Consider the following 17,872-nt stretch of genomic DNA (forward strand, 5'->3'; position numbering starts at 1 on the left):
TCTCACCAGGGCAGCGAGCCCTGCCGTCATCCGACGGCAGGGCTCGCTCTGCTCACCGCACCAGCGTGGTGTCGACGGGGTCCATGTCGTTGTAGGTGGTGTTCTCGCCCGCGGTCGCCCACACGAACGTGTACGGGCCGGTACCCGCACCGAAGTGCACCGACCAGCTCGGCGAGACCACGAGCTGACGGTTCGACACGACGAGGTGCCTGGTCTCCTGCGGCTCCCCCATGACGTGGAAGACCCGGTGCTCCGGCGCGAGATCGAAGTACAGGTAGCACTCCGTTCGTCGGTCGTGCGTGTGCGCTGGGAGGGTGTTCCAGGCGCTGCCCGAGTGAACCTGCGTGAACCCGAACGCGATCTGCGAGCTGCGGGTCCCGCCCTCGTAGATGCACTGGTTCAGTGTGCGGCGGTTGGCGTTCTCGGGGTCGCCGAGCTCGACGACGTTGGTCATGTCCGGCGTGATCTTGGTCGTCGGGAGGTCCTGGTGCGAGGTCGCGGTGAACACGTAGAACGCGGCCGGGTTCGCTGGGTCGGCCGAGGAGAACCGCACTTCGCGTTCCCCGCGTCCGAGATACATCGTGCCGACGTGCGCGAGCTCGTGGGCCTCGCCGCCGACGTGCACGGTGCCCGGTCCGCCGACGTTGATGACACCGGCCTCGCGGCGCTGCAGGACGAACTCGGCACGCACCTGGTCGGGCGTGGGCAGCTCGAGCGGTTCGTCGAGCGGCACGACGCCGAACGCGAGGATCCGATCGTGGTGCAGGTAGACGCTTCGCGCCTCACCCGCGGCGAACAGCTCCTCCATGAGGAACGAGGAACGCAGCTCGTCGGTCTTCATCGCCGCGACGGCGTTGGGGCTGTGGGCGTACTTGGTGATGGTCATGAGTGCTCCTCTGGTTCGGGGGCTGATGATGATGGTGCTGTCGTCTCGTTCCAGGCGGCGATCGCTTCCAGGGCGAGGCCCTGTCCCCACGGCTGGACGCGGTCGTCTCGGATCACGGAGTAGCCGAAGGGGATGAGCTGGAGCACGGTTCCAGCGCTCACTCGGGTGAGTCGACCGTCGTCGACGTACGCCAGCGAACCGAGGACAGCGCGCTCACCGGCTCGCCGCAGGGGCCGGTCGGCGACTGGCAGCTGTTGCTCGAGGAGCGCGCTTCCACGGAGCAGCGCGGCCCCGATCCCGGCTGCCGCGGACGTCTCGAGGATTCCTCTGGTCTCGATGGGGCCGTCCACGAGGACGTCCCAGACGCCGTGGTCCGGTTGGAGCGCAGCGAGGGTCTGGAGCTGCACGGCGAGTCGTTCCCGGACCTCGCCGATGGCCGGATCGTCGCCCGCGAGGTGCAGCAGGTCCGCACCCGCGAGCGCGATCCACGCGTTGGCGCGCCCCCAGAAGCAGTCGATCCGTGTTCCCTGGTTGGTGCCGTGGGCGAAGAGGCCCGTGCTCGTGTCCTGCAGCTGCTCGGCATGGGCGAGCCACTGCTGAACCGCCTCCCGCGTGAGCTCGGGGCGTTCGAGCGCGCGCCCGGCCCGCAGGAGGAACTCGCCAGCCATGTACACGGTGTCAGCCCAGACTCCGCCCGGCCAGTGCTCGAGCGCGCCGTTCGAGGCCCTGGTCGCTTCCGGTGCGTCCTGGTACCAGGCCAGGCAGGCATCGACGAGGCGTCGAGCACCTGGATCACCGGATGCGCGCAGCAGTTCGGCTGCCGTGGCGGCCGGTGCCATGTTGTTGACGTGCTCGAGCACGGGGAGACGCGTCGCGTGGCGTCCCATGTAGTCGAGCACGAGCTGCGGGGGTGTCGCCCCGCGAGCTTCGGCGGCGCGCCACGTCGCAAGGAGGCAGACCCCCTCGCCCCAGAACCATCTGTCGACGCCCATGGCGAGGGTGCCGCGCAGGAGATCGCCCTCGAGCTCGGCGAATCCGGTTCCGGCCGCGGCCTTCGCCAATGGCGGCAGCGGCGGCGGAGCGAGGTCCGCCGAGGAGGTGTCCTCACCGGCCATGTGCGTCACCGCCGATCTGCGCGAGTCCCTGACGGACGCGCTCGACGGGCAGCTGGAGCCGCTCGCCGTCCCATTCTGCGATGATCTCGGCGTCACCGAACGCGCTGCTCGTCGCCGGGTTCTGGAGGTGCTGTTCCTCGTCGATGGTGCCATCGCTGAAGCCCTCTGGCACGTCGTCGACGAGCAGCGCGCTCGAGAAGGTCACGTCCAGTTTCGGTCCGGATCCCAGCTGGAACCGGACGCCGGGGTCGTCGGCGCCGCTCGGGTTCCAGTCGAGGGTCGCGGATCGCAGGCCGGCGGCCCACGTCTGGAAGTCGCCGTCCGACTCCTTCCGTCCGGCGACGGCGACCCAGACCGCGCCGTGTTCGGCCGGTATCCACTCCTGCTGAGCGGTTTCACCGGTCGCGATGGGGCGCACGCCGCCGGGAGTCGCGATGGCGACGTAACCGTCCCCGCGCCGGACGGCGATCCACTCGCCGCCGACGACGAGCTCGTCCGCCTGCTCGGACGGCAGCCAGAGGTGCGTTCTCGTGATGGGGTCGCTGCTCGTGAATCGCTGGAGATGGACGACCACGTTCCGGTGCTGATGCACGCGCGGGAGGACTCGGTGGCCGGCCCACGCGTTGGGCCTCGCCGACGACCCCGTATCCGCGTTCGCGGGATGCGTGACGAAGATCTGGAACTCGCGGGCGAGCGTGGCTCCCCAGATGTGCTCCTGGAGGCCGGGCAGCCCGGCTCGGTAGTCCTGCACGCTCGAGAGCATCACGTCCGGGGTCTTCCAGGCGCGGAGGTCTGAGCGGTACGGCCTGCTGAGGAGGTCCCGTTCGAACGCCAGCTTCCCGCGGTAGACCTGGGTGCCCCACCATTCGCGGGGCGGCTCCCCGGCGAGCTTGCGAATGATGGCCGGCACGGCGTACTTCCGCGAGATCGCGAGCGTGGTCACCGGCAGCACGGCGTCGTTGAGGCTGCCGACTCCGGCGAGCAGGCGCAGAATGGGCGAGGTCTCCTCGAAGCGCGAGCTGCGCAGCGTGTGCACGTACGAGCGCCCGTGCGCCGCTCCGTGCGTGCCGCGCCACGAGTTGCAGGCGAGCGTGAAGAGCACCTTGTCGAGGAGCACACGCGAGGCCTCGGTGAGGCGGTCGTCGACCCCGAGCTCGATCAGCATGCAGAGCGCGTAGCTGTCGATGGCGAGGTACGCGTTCGAGTCGAACTCGCTGAACCCGCCGGACAGCTTGCGGTCGAGCCATCCGGCGGCGCGGATGCGCGCCTCATCTGCATGCTCGGCACCCGTTCGCCCGTCGACGGGGAAGACCTCGTCCGGGAAGGTCTCCCCGGCGAGCAGTTCCGCGACGTGCCAGACGAACTGGTGGTTCTCCGTGAAGTAGCACATGGCGTCGAGGCCGGGTTGGGTGATCCAGTACTTCATGCCCGTCACGGCGCCCTGCACTCGGTCGCGCAGCCCGACGGACCAGGCATCGCTCGGCACCCGGTGCCAGGCGAGCAGCATCGAGAGCACCTCGAAGTCGGCGCAGTCGCCGCGCGTCTCGACCCGGTGCAGCGCAGACGCGAGGTCAGAAGGCTCGACGCGCACGTCGCCGAGCAGCTCGTGGCGAGCGAGGAGACCGGCGAGCCCGGCCTCGGTGGGGGTGTCGTCCTCGAGGCCAGCCACGAAGCGGAGCACCTCGTCGCGCCACAGCGCAGGATCGCCGTGGGGCTGTTCCCTGCTGTCCGGCGGAACGACGGCGACTCGGATGCGACGAAGCTGCGGGCAGCGCGGGTCATCGAGCCCGATCTGCACGATGCTCTCCCCCGTGCTCAGCATGGAGGCGCCTGCTGAGGCTGCGTCGCCTTCCGCGAAGGCGTCTTCCTCGGCGACCCCGCCGACGCGGAAGCGGACCTTGCCCTGCTCGTCCGCTTCCACCAGCTGCCAGTCCTCGTGGTCGCTCGTTCGGACGCGGAACCGCACACCGCGCGGTGCGGAGAAGGCGGCGACCGGTCCCTCCAGTGCCCAGCTCGTGGACGCGACCCGATTCAGCACCTGCTCTGCGAGACGGCCGGCGTGCTCGTCGGCACCGGGCGAGGGGATGACCACGCGAACCGGCAGCCCCTCGACCCGGACGCGCACGATGTGCCTGCACTCCCGGAATGCGACCTGCCAGGTCGCCAGGTGCAGCGGCGTGACCCCCGATGGCAGACGCACCCGTACCGAGGAGGTGAGCGGCTCCATGTAGGAGACCTGATCGCCCCGCAGGACGACTTCGCCTCCCACCCAGAGGACGAACGGGCCCGTCGTGTGCACCTCGATCGTCCGCCACTCGCTCTGGTCGACCTCCACCGCCGTGGCCGCGAGGGACGCCCGGTACTCCGGGGTGAAGCAGAACGCCGACCAGTCGACGAAGCCGTCGGCCGGGGTGTGCACGCGCGCCCACTCGGCGCTCGAGCTCTGCCCGTTGGCGGCCCAGCTGACCGGGCCGCCCTCGATGACCTCCGGGAGGTCCTGTGCATCGTCGAGCTGGTGCGCGGCGTACAGCCGCTGCTTCAGCTCGCCGACGTCTGGTCCGTTCGTCAGCACCCATCTGCCGTCTCCCCACGGTTCCCCGTCTTCGGAGAGAAACGCGTCGAGGTCGTCGCAGCTGCTTGCCCAGGCCGGTGAGACCAGCCAATCCCTGATCGTGCCGTCTGCGTCGGCGAGGTGAACGGTCCGGTTGGTGACTGTGAGTGAAGAACTCATGCTCCGTGTGTTTCCTTGTCCAAGATCGATGGTGAGTGACGGGCTACTTGAGGCCCGTGTTCGCGATACCCGTCGTGACCTGCTTCTGGAAGAACAGGAAGAGAATGATGACGGGGACGATGCTGACCACGCTCATCGCGATGATGAGGTTGAACGGGACCGTCTCCTCTGCCGTGAATCGGGCGAGTGCCACCGGCAGCGTGTAGACCGATTCGCTCTGCGCCACGACGAGCGGCCACAGGAAGTCGTTCCACCTCCACATGACCGACAGGATCGCGACGACCGCGAGCGCGGGCCGGCACATCGGCAGCACGATGGTGGCGAAGATGCGGAACTCGCCCGCGCCGTCCATCCGCGCCGCCTCGATGAGCTCGTCGGGGATCGACAGCATGTACTGGCGGAGGATGAACACCCCCGTCGGCGTCGCTGCTGCCGGGATGATGAGGCCCCAGAGCGTGTTCACGAGCCCCATGGATGCGACGACCTGGTAGACGGGGATCAGGATCACCTGCAGCGGGATCATGATGGTCGCCAGGGTGAGGATGAACAGGAAGTTCTTCCCCCGGAAGTTGTACTTCGCGAGTGCGTACGCCGCCATCGAGTTGACGGAAAGCGTGAGCACGGTCGCCCCGATCGTGACCACGACGCTGTTCAGGAAGTACCCGGCGAAGTTGAACCGCGAGAGGGCTTCCGTGTAGTTGCCGAACCCCCAGGTCTCTGGCAGCAGCGCGGGTGGCCGCATCGCCAGTTCGGCGGGCGACTTGAACGAGCCGAGGACGAGCCAGACGATCGGGATGAGCGCCACGAGCGTCGCCGTGACCAGGATGACGACGCGCAGTGCGTCCGTCGAGGTGACTTTCTTCGACCCAGTGGAGGTCCAGCTCCGGCGCGGTTCCTGCGTGGCGATGAAATTGCTTGCCGTCTCGGTGGTCATACCGCGTCCCGCTTTCGTCCGATCAGGTAATTCACGATGGTGATCGTGAAGATGACGATGAAGAGCAGCACGCTCCCCGCAGAGGCGAGCCCGTAGCGGATCGGCGACACGAAGCCGTTCTCGTAGATGTACTGGACGATGAGGGTGGTCGCGCCGACCGGTCCACCGCCCGTGAGGGTGTAGATGAAGTCGAACGCCTGGAAGCCGTGGATCGTGGCGAGCACGACGACGACCAGGATGCTCGGCTGCAGCAGGGGCAGCGTGACGTTCGTGAACTGCTTCCATCTGGAGGCGCCATCGAGCTGCGCCGCCTCGTAGAGCGACGGGTCGATGCTCTGGAGGCCTGCAAGCAGGATGAGCATGTAGAAGCCCACCTGCATCCAGGTCCCCACGACGATCACCGAGAGCATGGCAAGCGGGCCCTCGACGAGCCACGGCACCGGGGCGACGCCGAAGAGGCCGAGGAACGCGTTGACGATTCCCCCCTGACGCTCCAGCATCCAGTTCCACACGAGGCCCGCGACCACGGGTGAGATGAGGACCGGGATGAAGAAGACCGCCCGGAAGAAGGAGCGGCCCCTCCGCTGCTGCTCGACGAGGACGGCGAGCAGCGTGCCGAGGACGACGGAGAGGAGCACGAAGGCCACCGCGTAGACCACGGTCTGCCAGACGATCCCCCAGAACTCCGTGTCGGAGAGGATCGTCTGGTAGTTGCCGAGCCCCTCCCACGCGAAGGTGCGTCCGTTCGACGACGAGTACATCGAGATGTTGAAGCCGTTGATGGCGGGCCAGATCGTGAACAGCCCGAAGATCGCCATGTTGGGCAGGAGGAACAGGTACGGCGCCGAGCGGAGGCTGAAGGGCTTCCGAGACTTGCCCCCGATCACCTTCCGCCGAGCGACCGTGCGCTCTGACGTCATTTGTGCAGCTCCTCCACGAGCGACTGCGCGTTGGACTTGACGTCTGCGACCGCGGTCTTGAGGTCCTTCTCGCCGGCGACGACTCGGGAGAGCTGGTCGACGAGCTCGAGGGCGCTGCCGTTGAAGGCGACGTCGCCGTTCGCGGCGTAGCCGAGGTCCGGAGTGCGGGCGAGGTCAGCCTGGAACGTATCCATGTCGGCCTGACGGTCCGGGTAGGTGACGCCCTGCTCCGTGAGGTCCGCGCGGGTGGGGAGGAACCCGCCTGCTGCAACGAACTTCTCCTGCGACTCCGCGGTGTTCATGTACTGGACGAAGAACGCGGCGAGCGCCGGGTTGGGGCCTTCCTTCAGCGCAGCCATGTACTTGCCGCCGGGGAATCCGCCGCACTCTTCAGCGCAGGGATTGGGGGCTGCTGCCCAGTTGAAGTCCGCGTTGGCGGCGAACTGGCCGACCTGCCAGTTGCCGGACAGGTAGACGGGGGTGTCCTGCGCGAGGAAGATCTCGTTCGCACCCTCGTATCGAGTGCCTGAGCCGAGCCAGAAGTCGCGGGGCATGCGGCCGTCGGCCATCATGTCGACGAGCGGCTGCAAGGCGGCTTCGGCCTTCGCCTCGTCGAGGACGACCTCGCCGTCGCCGACGAGTGCGGTGCCGTACTGGCTGAGCACAGTGGAGAGTCGGTGCCCCGACTTGTCCATGGCGAACGCGTACTCGGTGCCTGTCGCCGTCTGGACCTTCGTGGCCGCGTCGATCATCTCGTCCCAGGTCCATGGATCGTTCGAATCGGGGAGCGGGACGCCGGCCTGCTCGAAGAGGTCGGTGTTGATGAACGGACCGTTGAGGGTGAGGTCGGATGGGACCGCGATGAGCTGCCCGTCGTCGGTCGTGGCACCGGAGACCGGGCCGTCGACGAACTCGGACGCGTAGTCCTCGCCGAGGTACGTGCGCAGATCGAGGAGGTCGTTCTGGAAGTCGCCGAGGCCCGTGAGGCGCACGACGTCGGGCGCGTTGCCTCCCGAGAGCCGCGCCTGCACGGACGTGACGAGGTCCGCGTACGGGAGGATCTCGAGGTTCACGGTGACGTCGTATTCTTCCTCGAACGATGCGATGAGGTCGCGTGTTGCCGCCTCGTCGGGACCGTCGGTGAAGTAGACGTAGCTCAGCGACTCGCCGGCGAAGTCTGCCGGGTTGATCTCCTGGACTTCCAACGGCCCGCTTGCACCGCCGTCGCCGCTGACGACCTCTCCGGGGGCGCACCCCGTGAGGCCAACGGTGACGCCGACGGCCAGCGCGAGCGCCACCTTTGCGTTGTGCCTTCTCGTAGTCATTACATCCTCCTTGATGTCAATCCCCCGACCCGGGGAGCCGACGCCTCTCTGCGTCGATGGTGGCGATACTACAAGTTTTCGGCTCTATGGAAAGCACTTTCTGTAGAGCGGAAACTAGGCTAGGGTGCGAACTACTGACCTGACTCAAGGAAGAGTCGAATCGACAGCGCGTCCCGGCCGCCGTCGCCCACTCGATGGAGTGCGGAATCTCAAGCGGCCGCGATTGGATGAGGACATGACACCATCGCCCGAGAACTCGGAGCCCCCGCTCTCTGCCCTGATGAAGGGCCTCACGCTCATGGAGGCCGTCTCCGAGCACCATCGCATCTCCGACCTCGCGACCGCGACAGGTCTCTCCGTCAGCACCGTGCACCGAGTGCTCAGCGACCTCGTCGAGCATGACTGGATCGAGCACGGCGCAGACCGCACCTACCGCCCGGGAGCCCGCACGCACCTCTTCGCTGCGAGCGTGCAGCGCGACGAACGCGCGACGCAGAAAGCCCTCCCGCTGCTCCAGCGACTTCGCGACGAGGTGGGCTGCACGGTGCACATGGCGCGGTTCCGGCAGACGACGCTCATGTACGTCGCCAAGATCGACGGACCGGCTGCTTACCAGATGCGCTCACGCGTCGGAGACACCATCCCGCTGTGGTCCACAGCCATCGGCAAATCGATCCTCGCCGCCCTCTCCCCCGAGCTGAGTTCCGAACTGCTGATGTCAGCTGAGCTCACGAGACGGACGGTCCACTCCATCGTGTCGAAGCGGGAGCTCCAGGCGCAGCTTCGCGTCGTCTCCGAGCGCGGATGGGCGATCGACGACCAGGAGAACGAGCTCGGGATCCGATGCGTCGGCGCAGCCCTCCGATCCGCGGATGGCTCCGTCATCGGAGGCGTCAGCACCTCGGGCCTCGAGCACGAGATGACGCCGGAGAAGATCCAGGACATCGTGCCGCATCTGCTGCGGACGGTCACCGAGATCAGGAAGCTGGTCTGAGCAACCGACGTCGGGCCTTTGGCCCGTCGTCCGCCTTTCTGGAATCAGGCGTCACCAGACGAGCGCTCCGCATCTTCCTCTCTCAGGAGTCGACGCATGGTTCGCACGGATCGGAATCCACTTTCCTGTGCGATTCCGAGAAGTTCGGATTTCGAGTTCGCACTCATACCGAGAAGAGTGCGGGCCCGATGCACCCGCCTGGCTCGAAGAGTTGCCCCTGCCGTTTTCCCCTCGGCCGCGAATATGCGGTGCAACTGCGAGATGGAGATATTCAGAGCGCGCGCGAGCTCTTGGGTCGAGAAGCCCGCATCCCGGTAGTTTTCCTCGATCAGCAGGTGAGCACGCGCGAGATGCTGGTCTCGCGGTGAACTGACTTTCACATCCTCATGAACTCTCGTCTCGGTGAGCGCAGCGAGCAGCAGCTCTTCGACTCCACGCCTCCAGTAGCTGAAGCCATGCTGCTGCTCTTGAATCTTCGAGTCCAGCGAAGCGTTTGCCGCCGCGATGAAGACTCTCCGGAAAGCATTTTCCGTCACGAACGGGCCTGGCGCCTGACTCTCGACCCATGGAAGTTCCGCGAGGCGCTCCCTGGGAATCGCGATGAACAGGCACGAATGAGGCTCCGTCGACGAGACGCTCGCCGGCCGACGTGCTGAATGCGTGTAGAAGTGCGGTGCAGCGACCTTCCTCATCGGCCCGCCAGCGCTCTGAACCATGAGATGACCCGTCAGGACGAAATTCACATAAACAAGATCCGGATTGTAGGAGCCAGATCCCGGGTCAACTCCCGTCGCGGTTTGCCAGATGCGTCCCAGAGTGAAGGCTGGGGTCCCGATGATGTCCGCGTGGACACGGACCTTCGTGCCGACAACTCGAACTTCCCACCCCTGCTCTTGCAGCCACTGCAGTGCCTCATCGTTCTCGAGACCCACAACATGTGCGGAATCCAATGCTGCTCCGATCGTTCGAGTCGGGCCAATCGGCCGAATCCGCTAAGAGAAATCAGACGCCAGTGAGCACCGTGGGCTGCCGCTCCTCCGATGGAATGGGCGCGTGACCGGGATACGGAGCGTCGCGAAAACTACTCGTGACGCGCAGTCATCTCGACCGCGGGTTTGACGCGCGCACCTCGGTGGCAGATATCCCCGGGGGCTCAATGGGGCTGAAGACGGGCAAGTGTACCCACACTCCGCGACGGATGACGAGTTGATCTTGGTGGTGACCATCATGACCGACTGGACCAAGCGGCCCGACGAGGATCCGTGGAGTCTCCGGCACCCCAGTACCTTCACGTCTCGAAATGCGACAGTTTCGCTCTAGATTCCGTCAGGGCCTTCGGTCGGCGAATTGTGCTCTTACAGTGAGCGATGTGGGTGCTGATGACTGAGCTATCGGGGGATGGCGTGCACGGCACCCCACCGTGCGGCGCGGTGATCTGGGGTCACCGCGCCGCACATTTCCGAAGCGGGCTCTCATTCCTGCTGGCGTCCCTCGCGCTCCATCCCTCGGTCGGCTCAGTTGCGATGCTCTTCCATCTCGGAACGCGCTCTGCTGCTCCGAAAAAATGATCGATGTCCGACCTTGAGCCATATCACGACAATGCTGTTCCATGTGGCGACAGCCAGGGCGTGATTACTGGGCAGGACCTAGCTTGATGTCGACATGCGACGACTGGTGACCCCTTTTCAGCAGACGACGCATGACGCCGAAACCACGCGTTCCGGAACCGCGCGACGTGAACTCGCGCTCTTTGACCCCGACAAACCAGATGACCCCCGAAAAGCCAGAAGTTTCTGGTCACGACCTTGTGATCGCCCTCGAGTGATTCGTCACGGAATCTAACGATCATCAGCGCACCCCTGGAGGATTGAAGAAATGGACAACGAGAAGGATGCGGAGAAAGCGGGGCTTGATCGCCGCGGGCTCCTGGCAGGGGCCGCATGGTCGGCACCCGTGATCCTGGGCGCAGTCGCTGCCCCAATCAGCGCAGCGTCCGGAAACCCTGGAACGGCGACTGTCAACGCAACGGCAGCGTCTGCAGGCCGCCTCACGGTCAACATTCCTGCGGGTGCCCGCAACGTCACGTACACCATTCGAGGCGGCGCTGGCGGGCCTACCTCGAAGTCCGGCGGTGGAGGCGCAGTCATCACCGGGACACTGAACCTCGGTGGTGTCGCCACAACGCTCACCCTTGTCGCCGGAGGCGGGGGCGCAGGGCGGGGCACCCTCAGGGGCAACCGGACTGACGGCTGGAGCGTCGGATCCTACGGCGGAGCCCGCACAGGAGACCCGAACAACGATGGCGGAAACGGTGGCGGGAGCTCGGCGATCGTGCTGAGTGGGCGCCCCGTGGTCGTCGCCGGCGGTGGTGGTGGAGCCGGCTCCGAAATAGCCTCGGGTGCGCAGACGGCAGTTGCTGGCGCTGGCGGCAGTGGCGGAAATCCACCTGCAGCCGGCACACGCGGAACGCGTGGAGGCGGGGCCGCGGCGGAAGGCGGCGGTGCGGGCACTGCCACCGCCGGTGGCGCGGGAGGGACACCCTCTGGCGGAAGCCCCACCCGATTCGGCACAGGGAACCCCGGCAACGGCTCCGCTGGCGGCGACGCCTACGGCACCGGAGACGGGGCCTCCGGCGGAGGGGGTGGTGGCGGTTACTTCGGCGGCGGCGGCGGCGGAGCCATCTATTACGGCTCCAGTTCCCCGCAGGGGCCGGCCGGAACCGGCGGCGGCGGCGGCGCAGGCTCGAACTACGTTGGCGGCACCACTGGCGCGGCCGTGCTCACCTCGACCATCAGTTCCGGATCAGCAACCGCAAGCGGCGGTTACGGCCTCCCGGGTGTCGTCACGATCAGCTGGGAGTAGCCTCTTCCGCCGGCTCCCTGCTCCGTCACCACGCGGAGCAGGGAGCCGGCGGCCTCACGCCGCCCCGCGGTCAGAGCACGAAGTCAGCAGGCGGGTCCGAAGGCGGATCAGCTGAAGGTGCGCTGACATCAGGCGCTCGCACATCCTTCGGAGTCATCCCGTGGGTGCTGAGCAGGGCACGACGCATCGATCCGACGGAGTTGAACCCGCTCATCTTGCTGACCACATCGAGGTTGAGTTGCGGTCGAGTGAGGAGCAGATGCCGAGCCCGGTCTGCTCGCGCTGACCTCAGCATCTTGGCGACGCTCGCTCCGTGCCTTTCCGCGGCTCGCTGAAGCGACCTCGTCGAGACGCCAAGCTCCCTCGCGATTTCCGGGGGTCCGAAGTCGAGGTTGGAGGACCGAGAGCTGACCAGCTCCTTGACGCGCTCGAAGAGATCATCCGGTTCCTCGATGTTCTCTCGGGTCGACTCCACAACAAGTGCGCGGGCGAAGGAGCGAAGCAGCTCGCGAATGGAGTTCGCTGTCATCTGGTCGGCGTCGGGAGACTGGCTGAGGAGCCTGCTCAGGAAGTGATAGGTCGCCGTGAAGAGTGGTGAACTGGAAACGTCCGTCACATTGGGAACCCGATTCGCCTGCAACGGCGAGATCTCGTCCTGGTCGAACGTGAAGAGGATCATCTCCGTGACGCCGACCACCTCAATGGTGAGTGGCTCGTGCCCCGGGAGCGCCATGCCAACACCTGTGGCGCTTGGGGTGCCCTTCAGGCTGTCACCAGCGAACGCGACTTCGCCTTGGTTGACGAGGACGAATGCGAATCGCCGTCTTGCGGGCAGACGTGTGCGAGGCCATTCCAGAACGACGGGACGCGTTCGGAGCCTCGTCACGAGGAAATTGTTGAACCGGAGAAGCTGCACCTCCGAGTGGGCCGGTTCGTAATATTCGCGGACAAAAACTCCGGAAGATTCAAATGCATCTTCGGGCAGTGTTCCCACGAACGTATTCTCGTACCCACGTAGCCCTGGCAAGGCTTGCCAGCCGTGAATCTCTGAAAAATATGAGCGCTCACTCATATCAGCGTCACCCCTATCGCTTCTCCTGCAGATCACGTTCAGCGACGAGAACTGCGGTCATGCCTGAGGGAGCACAGAACCAGCTACCGGGTTCGGTACTCTGACTGCGGCACGACGTGAAATGGCCCGCCCCGCTCATCGACGTGCGAGAGTCGAGCCCTTGTCGTGTGGTTATCCGACCGAGTTGTGCGGCCACGTGAGCATGACGATGAGCCTGCTCAGATCGCTGGGGACCAGTCACGTGCGTGAGCGTTCCGCGCGGGCCGCTCCGAACAACCGTGGGGCACACGAGCGAGAGCTCGACACCACGCTGGTCGCGGCGAGTGGCTTGGCGAGGTACGGGCCTCAGCCAAGAAGTCTCGAGACGCACACCCCTCGTCGCCCGCTGGAACAGAGGCGATCATCGCGTCGGTCCGCCAGCTTCTGCAGTCTTCCTATGCGGCGCCCGGGATGTCGAAGGTGAGTCCCGTTGCGATGCCGCTCGCGGGACTCGCGTGGTCGTCCGCGAGGGCACATGTTCGTCCCGACTCAGCCGAATTGGTCTCATCAGGCGCTCCGAGTGGCCCGTTGCTGGACGCAGACGCACCGTCGACGACTCTCATCGACGCGGCTGAGAGCGGTTCGGCGACGGGTCTGGCAAAGACGGGCGACGTCCTCGCGGCTCCCGTCTGCAAAGTCCTGCGTTCGACTGGCGACATCGGTTTCATGTTCCTTTGGTTCACGTTGCACTTCCCGGGGAAGTTACTGATAGCTCACAAACGTAATGACGGCGCACGGCCCGGACTCAGGGTTGCGACTTTTTGGCCACAGCCTGCTTCGTTCACGTCGCGGTGGGGGTGTGCGAGGCCGGAGAACGAGACAAAGGCGAGCGAGCCTCGAGGAGCATCAGCAATGCTCCTCGAGGCTCGCTCGCCTTCGCAGGTCGTGGTCAGACTGATCTCAACACGAAGACAAGATCACACGATGCCCTCGAGTCGACGGCAACAAACTCCACGGCACTCCGCGGTGCTCAGGCATGCGGGTAGAAGACCCCCCACTTGTCCGAGAGCACTTCCTCGCTGGAGACGTTCACAGGGCTCGACGACCCATCTCGGCAGGTGAAGTAGCTCCCGCCCGCGCCGAAGACCTGACCGTAGTTTGCGCCGATCGCTGGGGGCGAATCCGTCCAGTTGGAGCCGTAATCCTCGCGCTTGGGCCGCGGCGAAGACGGGATCGCCCAGGCTTGGATGCCCGAGGTCGTAGCGCCGGGGGCCAGGGGCTTCTTGTATCGGTACTGCTTGACGTCGAATCGACTGAGGTATCCCCCCATCTCCGATGGGCCGTCACTGATCGTGGTGTCCATGTACTCCCAGTCGTCGCTCACGAAGGGGGAACTCTCGAATCCTGAGAAGGGCGTAGCATCCGCATTCCGAGTCCCCGGGTTTGAGGTAAGCCCCACGAAGACGACAAGTCCACCCGCTGGAACGGCATCGACGCCAGTATTCGAGAAGTTAACCGATGTATACACGGTGCCGTACGTCTGGGAATCGTTGGTCCGCGTGCCCCACGGTGCTCCTGAGAGCGTTTCCGTGAAGAACGGCACTTCGGGCTGCAGCTGCGCCCACGTCGCGGTGAGCGTTGCATCGATCGGATCGCAGGGTGAAGCCACCGCCTGTGGGGCAGTGACCGCGAAGGCCACGACTGGCGCCGCCCACGCCGCCCCCTGCACGACGTTTCGACGGCCGATGAGCCTGTCACCGGTTTTTTGAGACGAGTTCTGCATGTGTATTCTTCCTAACCCCTCCAGCGAAATCTCTACCCCCGTGTCTCGGGAAACCCGCTGTCTTCTCGAGCGAACCTAACGGCGGTGCCAGCGATCGCGGCCAACTGAGATCCCGGATTCGACCTGGGTGACCGAAACGTGCGCAAATGGTCCGAAAACGCAAGAAGTGATCCGAGATTACCGAGTTGAGCAAGCATGAACTGGCGGCCTGAGGTTGGTCGTCGACGTCGATCCGCGCGACCAGGGATTCTCGGGAAACCGATGTTGCGAGCTCTGACGCCGCCTCTCCCCGCTGCCAGGCGCGCTCAGTCGCTTCACCTGTACTGCCGCCGCCAGACAGGCGCACGGCTTTCGGGGCGCAGATCGCTGCGTCCAGGTGCAGCACTCATGACCCGCGGACTCAGCAGGCGCGCCTAGGCTGTAGGGGCGAGCAACGGTTCAGCCGCCCAGCTGTGCCACGGCGATTCCCCGCGGTGAGCACGGAAATCGAACGGCGTTCAAGCCAGCCGCAGAGCTATCTTCGCCAGCAACGAAGCGGCCGGAGTGCCAATGTCCTCCTCCTGGTCGAACGTGCCTGGTGTTGGTCGTAGCTCGCGGCTCGCCGGCAACCGACTTCGCTCGACCCACACCTTGCGTGCGGCCCCACACCGGGTCACCGCCCGCCCAGACTCTGTAGAAAGTACCCATGAAGAACACTTCGAAGCACAACCTCGAACTCTCAGCACCGAAGCGCCTCCCCGGTGATGCGATGCGTATCACTCCACTCGGAGGCCTCGGGGAGATCGGCCGGAACATGACGGTCTTCGAATACCGCGGCAAGCTCCTCATCATCGACTGCGGTGTGCTGTTCCCCGAGGAGAATCAGCCGGGCATCGACGTCATCCTCCCTGACTTCGCCGCGATCCGAGATCGCCTGAGCGATGTTGTGGCGATCGTGCTCACGCACGGCCACGAGGACCACATCGGCGGTGTCCCGTATCTGCTGAAGGAGCGCGCGGATATCCCGATCGTGGGATCGCAGCTCACGTTGGCGCTCATCACCGCAAAGCTGGCCGAGCACGGCATCAAGCCCCCGACGTCCCAGGTCGAGGCCAATGACCGGGTCAAGATGGGGCCATTCGATCTGGAGTTCTTCGCCGTGAACCACTCCATTCCGGATGGTCTCGCCGTCGCGGTCCGCACGGAAGCGGGCCTCGTCCTCCACACTGGTGACTTCAAGATGGACCAGTTCCCGCTCGACAACCGACTCACTGACCTCGGTGGATTCGCCCGCCTCGCTGATGAGGGGGTCGACCTGTTCCTCGTCGACTCCACGAACGCTGACGTTCCGGGCTTCACGACGTCCGAGAGGGACCTCGCGCCCGCCATCGACGAGGTGTTCCGGAACGCACCGAAGCGCATCGTCGTCTCGAGTTTCGCGAGCCACATCCATCGCATTCAGCAGATTCTGGATGCCGCGGAACGGCACGGCCGCAAGGTCGCGTTCGTTGGGCGTTCCATGGTGCGCAACATGGAGATCGCGGGGCGTCTCGGGTACCTCAAGGTGCCGGCGGGCATCATCGTGGACCTCAAGCGCCTGGAGAAGCTGCCCGCCCAGCAAGCCGTCCTCGTGTGCACTGGTTCGCAGGGTGAGCCCATGGCGGCGCTCTCGCGAATGGCGCGCCGCGAGCACATCATCACGGTCGGTGAAGGCGACACGATCCTGCTCGCGAGCTCGCTGATCCCGGGCAACGAGAACGCCATCTACAGCGTCATCAACGCGCTCATCCGGTGGGGCGCGACGGTCGTGCACAAAGGCAATGCGAAGGTGCACGTCTCCGGACACGCCAGCGCCGGCGAGCTCGCCTACTGCTACAACATCCTCTCGCCAACCGCGGTCCTGCCCGTGCACGGCGAGTGGCGTCACCTCACGGCCAACGCTGAGATCGCCGTTCGGACCGGGATCCCGCGGGACCGCGTCCACATCATCGAGGATGGGGTTTCCGTCGATCTCCGACGCGGCGTGACGAGCGTCAGCGGCCGGATCCCGGCACCCCACATCTTCGTCGACGGCACCACTATGGGCGTCGCGACCGACGCCGCTCTCGATGATCGACGGGTACTCGCGGAAGAAGGCGCGCTCACGATTCTCGCGATCTACGACGAGCGCACGCAGGAACTCGTCGAAGAGCTCGAGTTCTTCGCCAAGGGCTTCGTGGAAGAGCCGGGCTGGCAGAGCAACGCCCGGAACACTATCTCTGCAGCGATCACGAAGGCCCGCTCCAACGGTGCTCGCTTGACCCCGGAAGGGCTCGAGAAGCTGATCACGCGGGCGGTCTCCCAGTGGCTCCTGCGCCGCCATCGCCGCGAGCCGATCGTCACGGCCATCGTCGTCGACGCCTGATCCGTTCCCTGGCGGCTGCACCCGACCGCCCCCGAGAAGGGTCGAATCGAGCTTCCCTGCCCCCTGGCCGATGAGATGGGGGTTCCCCATCTCATCGGTCTCTTTTCAGAGCCCTGCTCGCGTGGGGCAATGGCTCTCTCGCCTCGTAGGGTCAGACCATGGCCGCACCGACATGGACCTCCCAGCTTCGCCCACTCGCGCGGGAAGACTGGCCTGCGTTCCTTGAGGAGAACTCCGGGCTTCCGGGGCCTCGGGCCAACCTCTCACTCGCCTCTGCGGTCGCCAGCACGGCTGACGCCCTCACCATCGAGCTCCTGTTGAGGGATAGGAGTGAATACACGGCGATGTGTGCGGCGGCCGCCCTCTCCTACGGCTCCAGCGAACCGGAATTCGAAGCTCGCGCCCGGACACTGGCGACGGACGAACGGTGGAGGGTGAGAGAAGGCGTGGCGATCGGACTCCAACTGCTTGGAGACGAGCATCCGGAAACCCTCGTGCGCATCGTGCAGGACTGGGCCGACGACCCCCACCCACTCAGGCAGCGAGCCGCCATCGCCGCTATCTGCGAGCCCCGCCTCCTCAAGAATCCGCAGGTCGCCGATGCGGCGCTCACGGCCTGCGAACACGTCACCGAGCAGTACGCGGCGTTGTCAGGGGCTCGGAGGAGGAACGCAGACGCGCGAACCTTGCGTCAGGCACTCGGATACTGCTGGAGCATCGCCGTCGCAGCGAGCCCCACCACGGGATTGACGGCGTTCCTCGCACTCGACCCCGCGGATCGAGATATCGCTTGGATCGTCAGTCAGAACCGCCGCAAGAAGCGCCTCTCCGCGCTCCTCTGACCGAGCAGTGGACCGGACCCGAACGGCGCGAACGGGGAGCAAGAGC

General features: G+C 65.8%; 13 protein-coding genes. 4 read left to right on the forward strand and 9 right to left on the reverse strand.

Annotated elements, in window-relative coordinates:
• Nucleotides 1-52: 52 nt before the first annotated feature.
• Genes kduI through C5E06_RS13260 form a run of 6 tightly spaced genes read right to left on the reverse strand, consistent with a single transcriptional unit; the run spans nucleotide 53 to nucleotide 7,911 of the window.
• Nucleotides 53-886, reverse strand: a complete 834-nt coding sequence (gene kduI, locus C5E06_RS13240) for a 5-dehydro-4-deoxy-D-glucuronate isomerase (protein WP_104242397.1) — start codon at nucleotides 884-886, stop codon at nucleotides 53-55.
• On the reverse strand, nucleotides 883-2,001 hold the full coding sequence (locus C5E06_RS13245; RefSeq protein ID WP_181062975.1) for a glycoside hydrolase family 88 protein: 1,119 nt from the start codon (nucleotides 1,999-2,001) through the stop codon (nucleotides 883-885). The genes kduI and C5E06_RS13245 overlap by 4 nt, the downstream gene beginning before the upstream one ends.
• Nucleotides 1,991-4,732 (reverse strand): hypothetical protein, encoded by a 2,742-nt coding sequence (locus C5E06_RS19360; protein WP_181062976.1) that lies wholly within the window; start codon nucleotides 4,730-4,732, stop codon nucleotides 1,991-1,993. The genes C5E06_RS13245 and C5E06_RS19360 overlap by 11 nt, the downstream gene beginning before the upstream one ends.
• Nucleotides 4,733-4,775: 43 nt before the next feature.
• Nucleotides 4,776-5,666 (reverse strand): carbohydrate ABC transporter permease, encoded by an 891-nt coding sequence (locus tag C5E06_RS13250; RefSeq protein WP_104242401.1) that lies wholly within the window; start codon nucleotides 5,664-5,666, stop codon nucleotides 4,776-4,778.
• Nucleotides 5,663-6,586: a carbohydrate ABC transporter permease gene (locus C5E06_RS13255; protein ID WP_104242403.1), complete on the reverse strand. Its 924-nt coding sequence runs from the start codon at nucleotides 6,584-6,586 to the stop codon at nucleotides 5,663-5,665. The genes C5E06_RS13250 and C5E06_RS13255 overlap by 4 nt, the downstream gene beginning before the upstream one ends.
• A complete protein-coding gene (locus C5E06_RS13260; protein WP_104242405.1) occupies nucleotides 6,583-7,911 on the reverse strand; it encodes an ABC transporter substrate-binding protein in 1,329 nt (442 codons plus the stop codon). The genes C5E06_RS13255 and C5E06_RS13260 overlap by 4 nt, the downstream gene beginning before the upstream one ends.
• 235 nt (nucleotides 7,912-8,146) lie before the next feature.
• Here C5E06_RS13260 and C5E06_RS13265 point away from each other — a divergent pair, with 235 nt between their 5' ends.
• Nucleotides 8,147-8,905 (forward strand): IclR family transcriptional regulator, encoded by a 759-nt coding sequence (locus C5E06_RS13265; protein WP_104307113.1) that lies wholly within the window; start codon nucleotides 8,147-8,149, stop codon nucleotides 8,903-8,905.
• A 44-nt stretch (nucleotides 8,906-8,949) separates the two neighbouring features.
• On the opposite strand, the gene C5E06_RS13270 is transcribed toward C5E06_RS13265, so the two are convergent.
• Nucleotides 8,950-9,855, reverse strand: coding sequence for a helix-turn-helix domain-containing protein (locus tag C5E06_RS13270; protein WP_219820203.1), 906 nt, complete (start codon nucleotides 9,853-9,855; stop codon nucleotides 8,950-8,952).
• A gap of 925 nt (nucleotides 9,856-10,780) precedes the next feature.
• Here C5E06_RS13270 and C5E06_RS19765 point away from each other — a divergent pair.
• Nucleotides 10,781-11,767 carry a hypothetical protein gene (locus C5E06_RS19765; RefSeq protein WP_104307115.1) on the forward strand — a complete coding sequence of 329 codons (987 nt, stop codon included), beginning with the start codon at nucleotides 10,781-10,783 and terminating at the stop codon, nucleotides 11,765-11,767.
• A 70-nt stretch (nucleotides 11,768-11,837) separates the two neighbouring features.
• Here C5E06_RS19765 and C5E06_RS13280 read toward each other — a convergent pair whose 3' ends face one another.
• Together C5E06_RS13280 and C5E06_RS19040 are read right to left on the reverse strand one after the other, a co-directional pair.
• Nucleotides 11,838-12,839, reverse strand: a complete 1,002-nt coding sequence (locus tag C5E06_RS13280; RefSeq protein WP_104242412.1) for a helix-turn-helix domain-containing protein — start codon at nucleotides 12,837-12,839, stop codon at nucleotides 11,838-11,840.
• 1,009 nt (nucleotides 12,840-13,848) lie between these two features.
• Complete coding sequence (locus C5E06_RS19040) at nucleotides 13,849-14,601, reverse strand: hypothetical protein (RefSeq protein WP_104242414.1); 753 nt, start codon at nucleotides 14,599-14,601, stop codon at nucleotides 13,849-13,851.
• Nucleotides 14,602-15,286: 685 nt separating this feature from the next.
• Between C5E06_RS19040 and C5E06_RS13290 the strand changes: the two genes are divergently transcribed.
• Both C5E06_RS13290 and C5E06_RS19820 read left to right on the forward strand, forming a co-directional pair.
• Nucleotides 15,287-16,984: a ribonuclease J gene (locus C5E06_RS13290; protein ID WP_104307117.1), complete on the forward strand. Its 1,698-nt coding sequence runs from the start codon at nucleotides 15,287-15,289 to the stop codon at nucleotides 16,982-16,984.
• 158 nt (nucleotides 16,985-17,142) lie between these two features.
• The gene (locus C5E06_RS19820; RefSeq protein WP_104307118.1) at nucleotides 17,143-17,826 is read left to right on the forward strand and encodes a HEAT repeat domain-containing protein; all 684 of its coding nucleotides are present in this window, start codon (nucleotides 17,143-17,145) and stop codon (nucleotides 17,824-17,826) included.
• Nucleotides 17,827-17,872: the final 46 nt, after the last annotated feature.

The sequence above is a fragment of the Pseudoclavibacter sp. RFBI5 genome, assembly GCF_002931395.1.
Classification (GTDB): Bacteria; Actinomycetota; Actinomycetes; order Actinomycetales; family Microbacteriaceae; genus Pseudoclavibacter.

What these genes read in the sequence shown, in the direction of transcription:
- kduI (WP_104242397.1), bottom strand. Translation starts at nt 886, where the DNA reads ATGACCATCACCAAGTACGCCCACAGCCCCAACGCCGTCGCGGCGATG.
- C5E06_RS13245 (WP_181062975.1), bottom strand. Translation starts at nt 2,001, where the DNA reads ATGGCCGGTGAGGACACCTCCTCGGCGGACCTCGCTCCGCCGCCGCTG.
- C5E06_RS19360 (WP_181062976.1), bottom strand. Translation starts at nt 4,732, where the DNA reads ATGAGTTCTTCACTCACAGTCACCAACCGGACCGTTCACCTCGCCGAC.
- C5E06_RS13250 (WP_104242401.1), bottom strand. Translation starts at nt 5,666, where the DNA reads ATGACCACCGAGACGGCAAGCAATTTCATCGCCACGCAGGAACCGCGC.
- C5E06_RS13255 (WP_104242403.1), bottom strand. Translation starts at nt 6,586, where the DNA reads ATGACGTCAGAGCGCACGGTCGCTCGGCGGAAGGTGATCGGGGGCAAG.
- C5E06_RS13260 (WP_104242405.1), bottom strand. Translation starts at nt 7,911, where the DNA reads ATGACTACGAGAAGGCACAACGCAAAGGTGGCGCTCGCGCTGGCCGTC.
- C5E06_RS13265 (WP_104307113.1), top strand. Translation starts at nt 8,147, where the DNA reads ATGACACCATCGCCCGAGAACTCGGAGCCCCCGCTCTCTGCCCTGATG.
- C5E06_RS19765 (WP_104307115.1), top strand. Translation starts at nt 10,781, where the DNA reads ATGGACAACGAGAAGGATGCGGAGAAAGCGGGGCTTGATCGCCGCGGG.
- C5E06_RS13280 (WP_104242412.1), bottom strand. Translation starts at nt 12,839, where the DNA reads ATGAGTGAGCGCTCATATTTTTCAGAGATTCACGGCTGGCAAGCCTTG.
- C5E06_RS19040 (WP_104242414.1), bottom strand. Translation starts at nt 14,601, where the DNA reads ATGCAGAACTCGTCTCAAAAAACCGGTGACAGGCTCATCGGCCGTCGA.
- C5E06_RS13290 (WP_104307117.1), top strand. Translation starts at nt 15,287, where the DNA reads ATGAAGAACACTTCGAAGCACAACCTCGAACTCTCAGCACCGAAGCGC.
- C5E06_RS19820 (WP_104307118.1), top strand. Translation starts at nt 17,143, where the DNA reads ATGGCCGCACCGACATGGACCTCCCAGCTTCGCCCACTCGCGCGGGAA.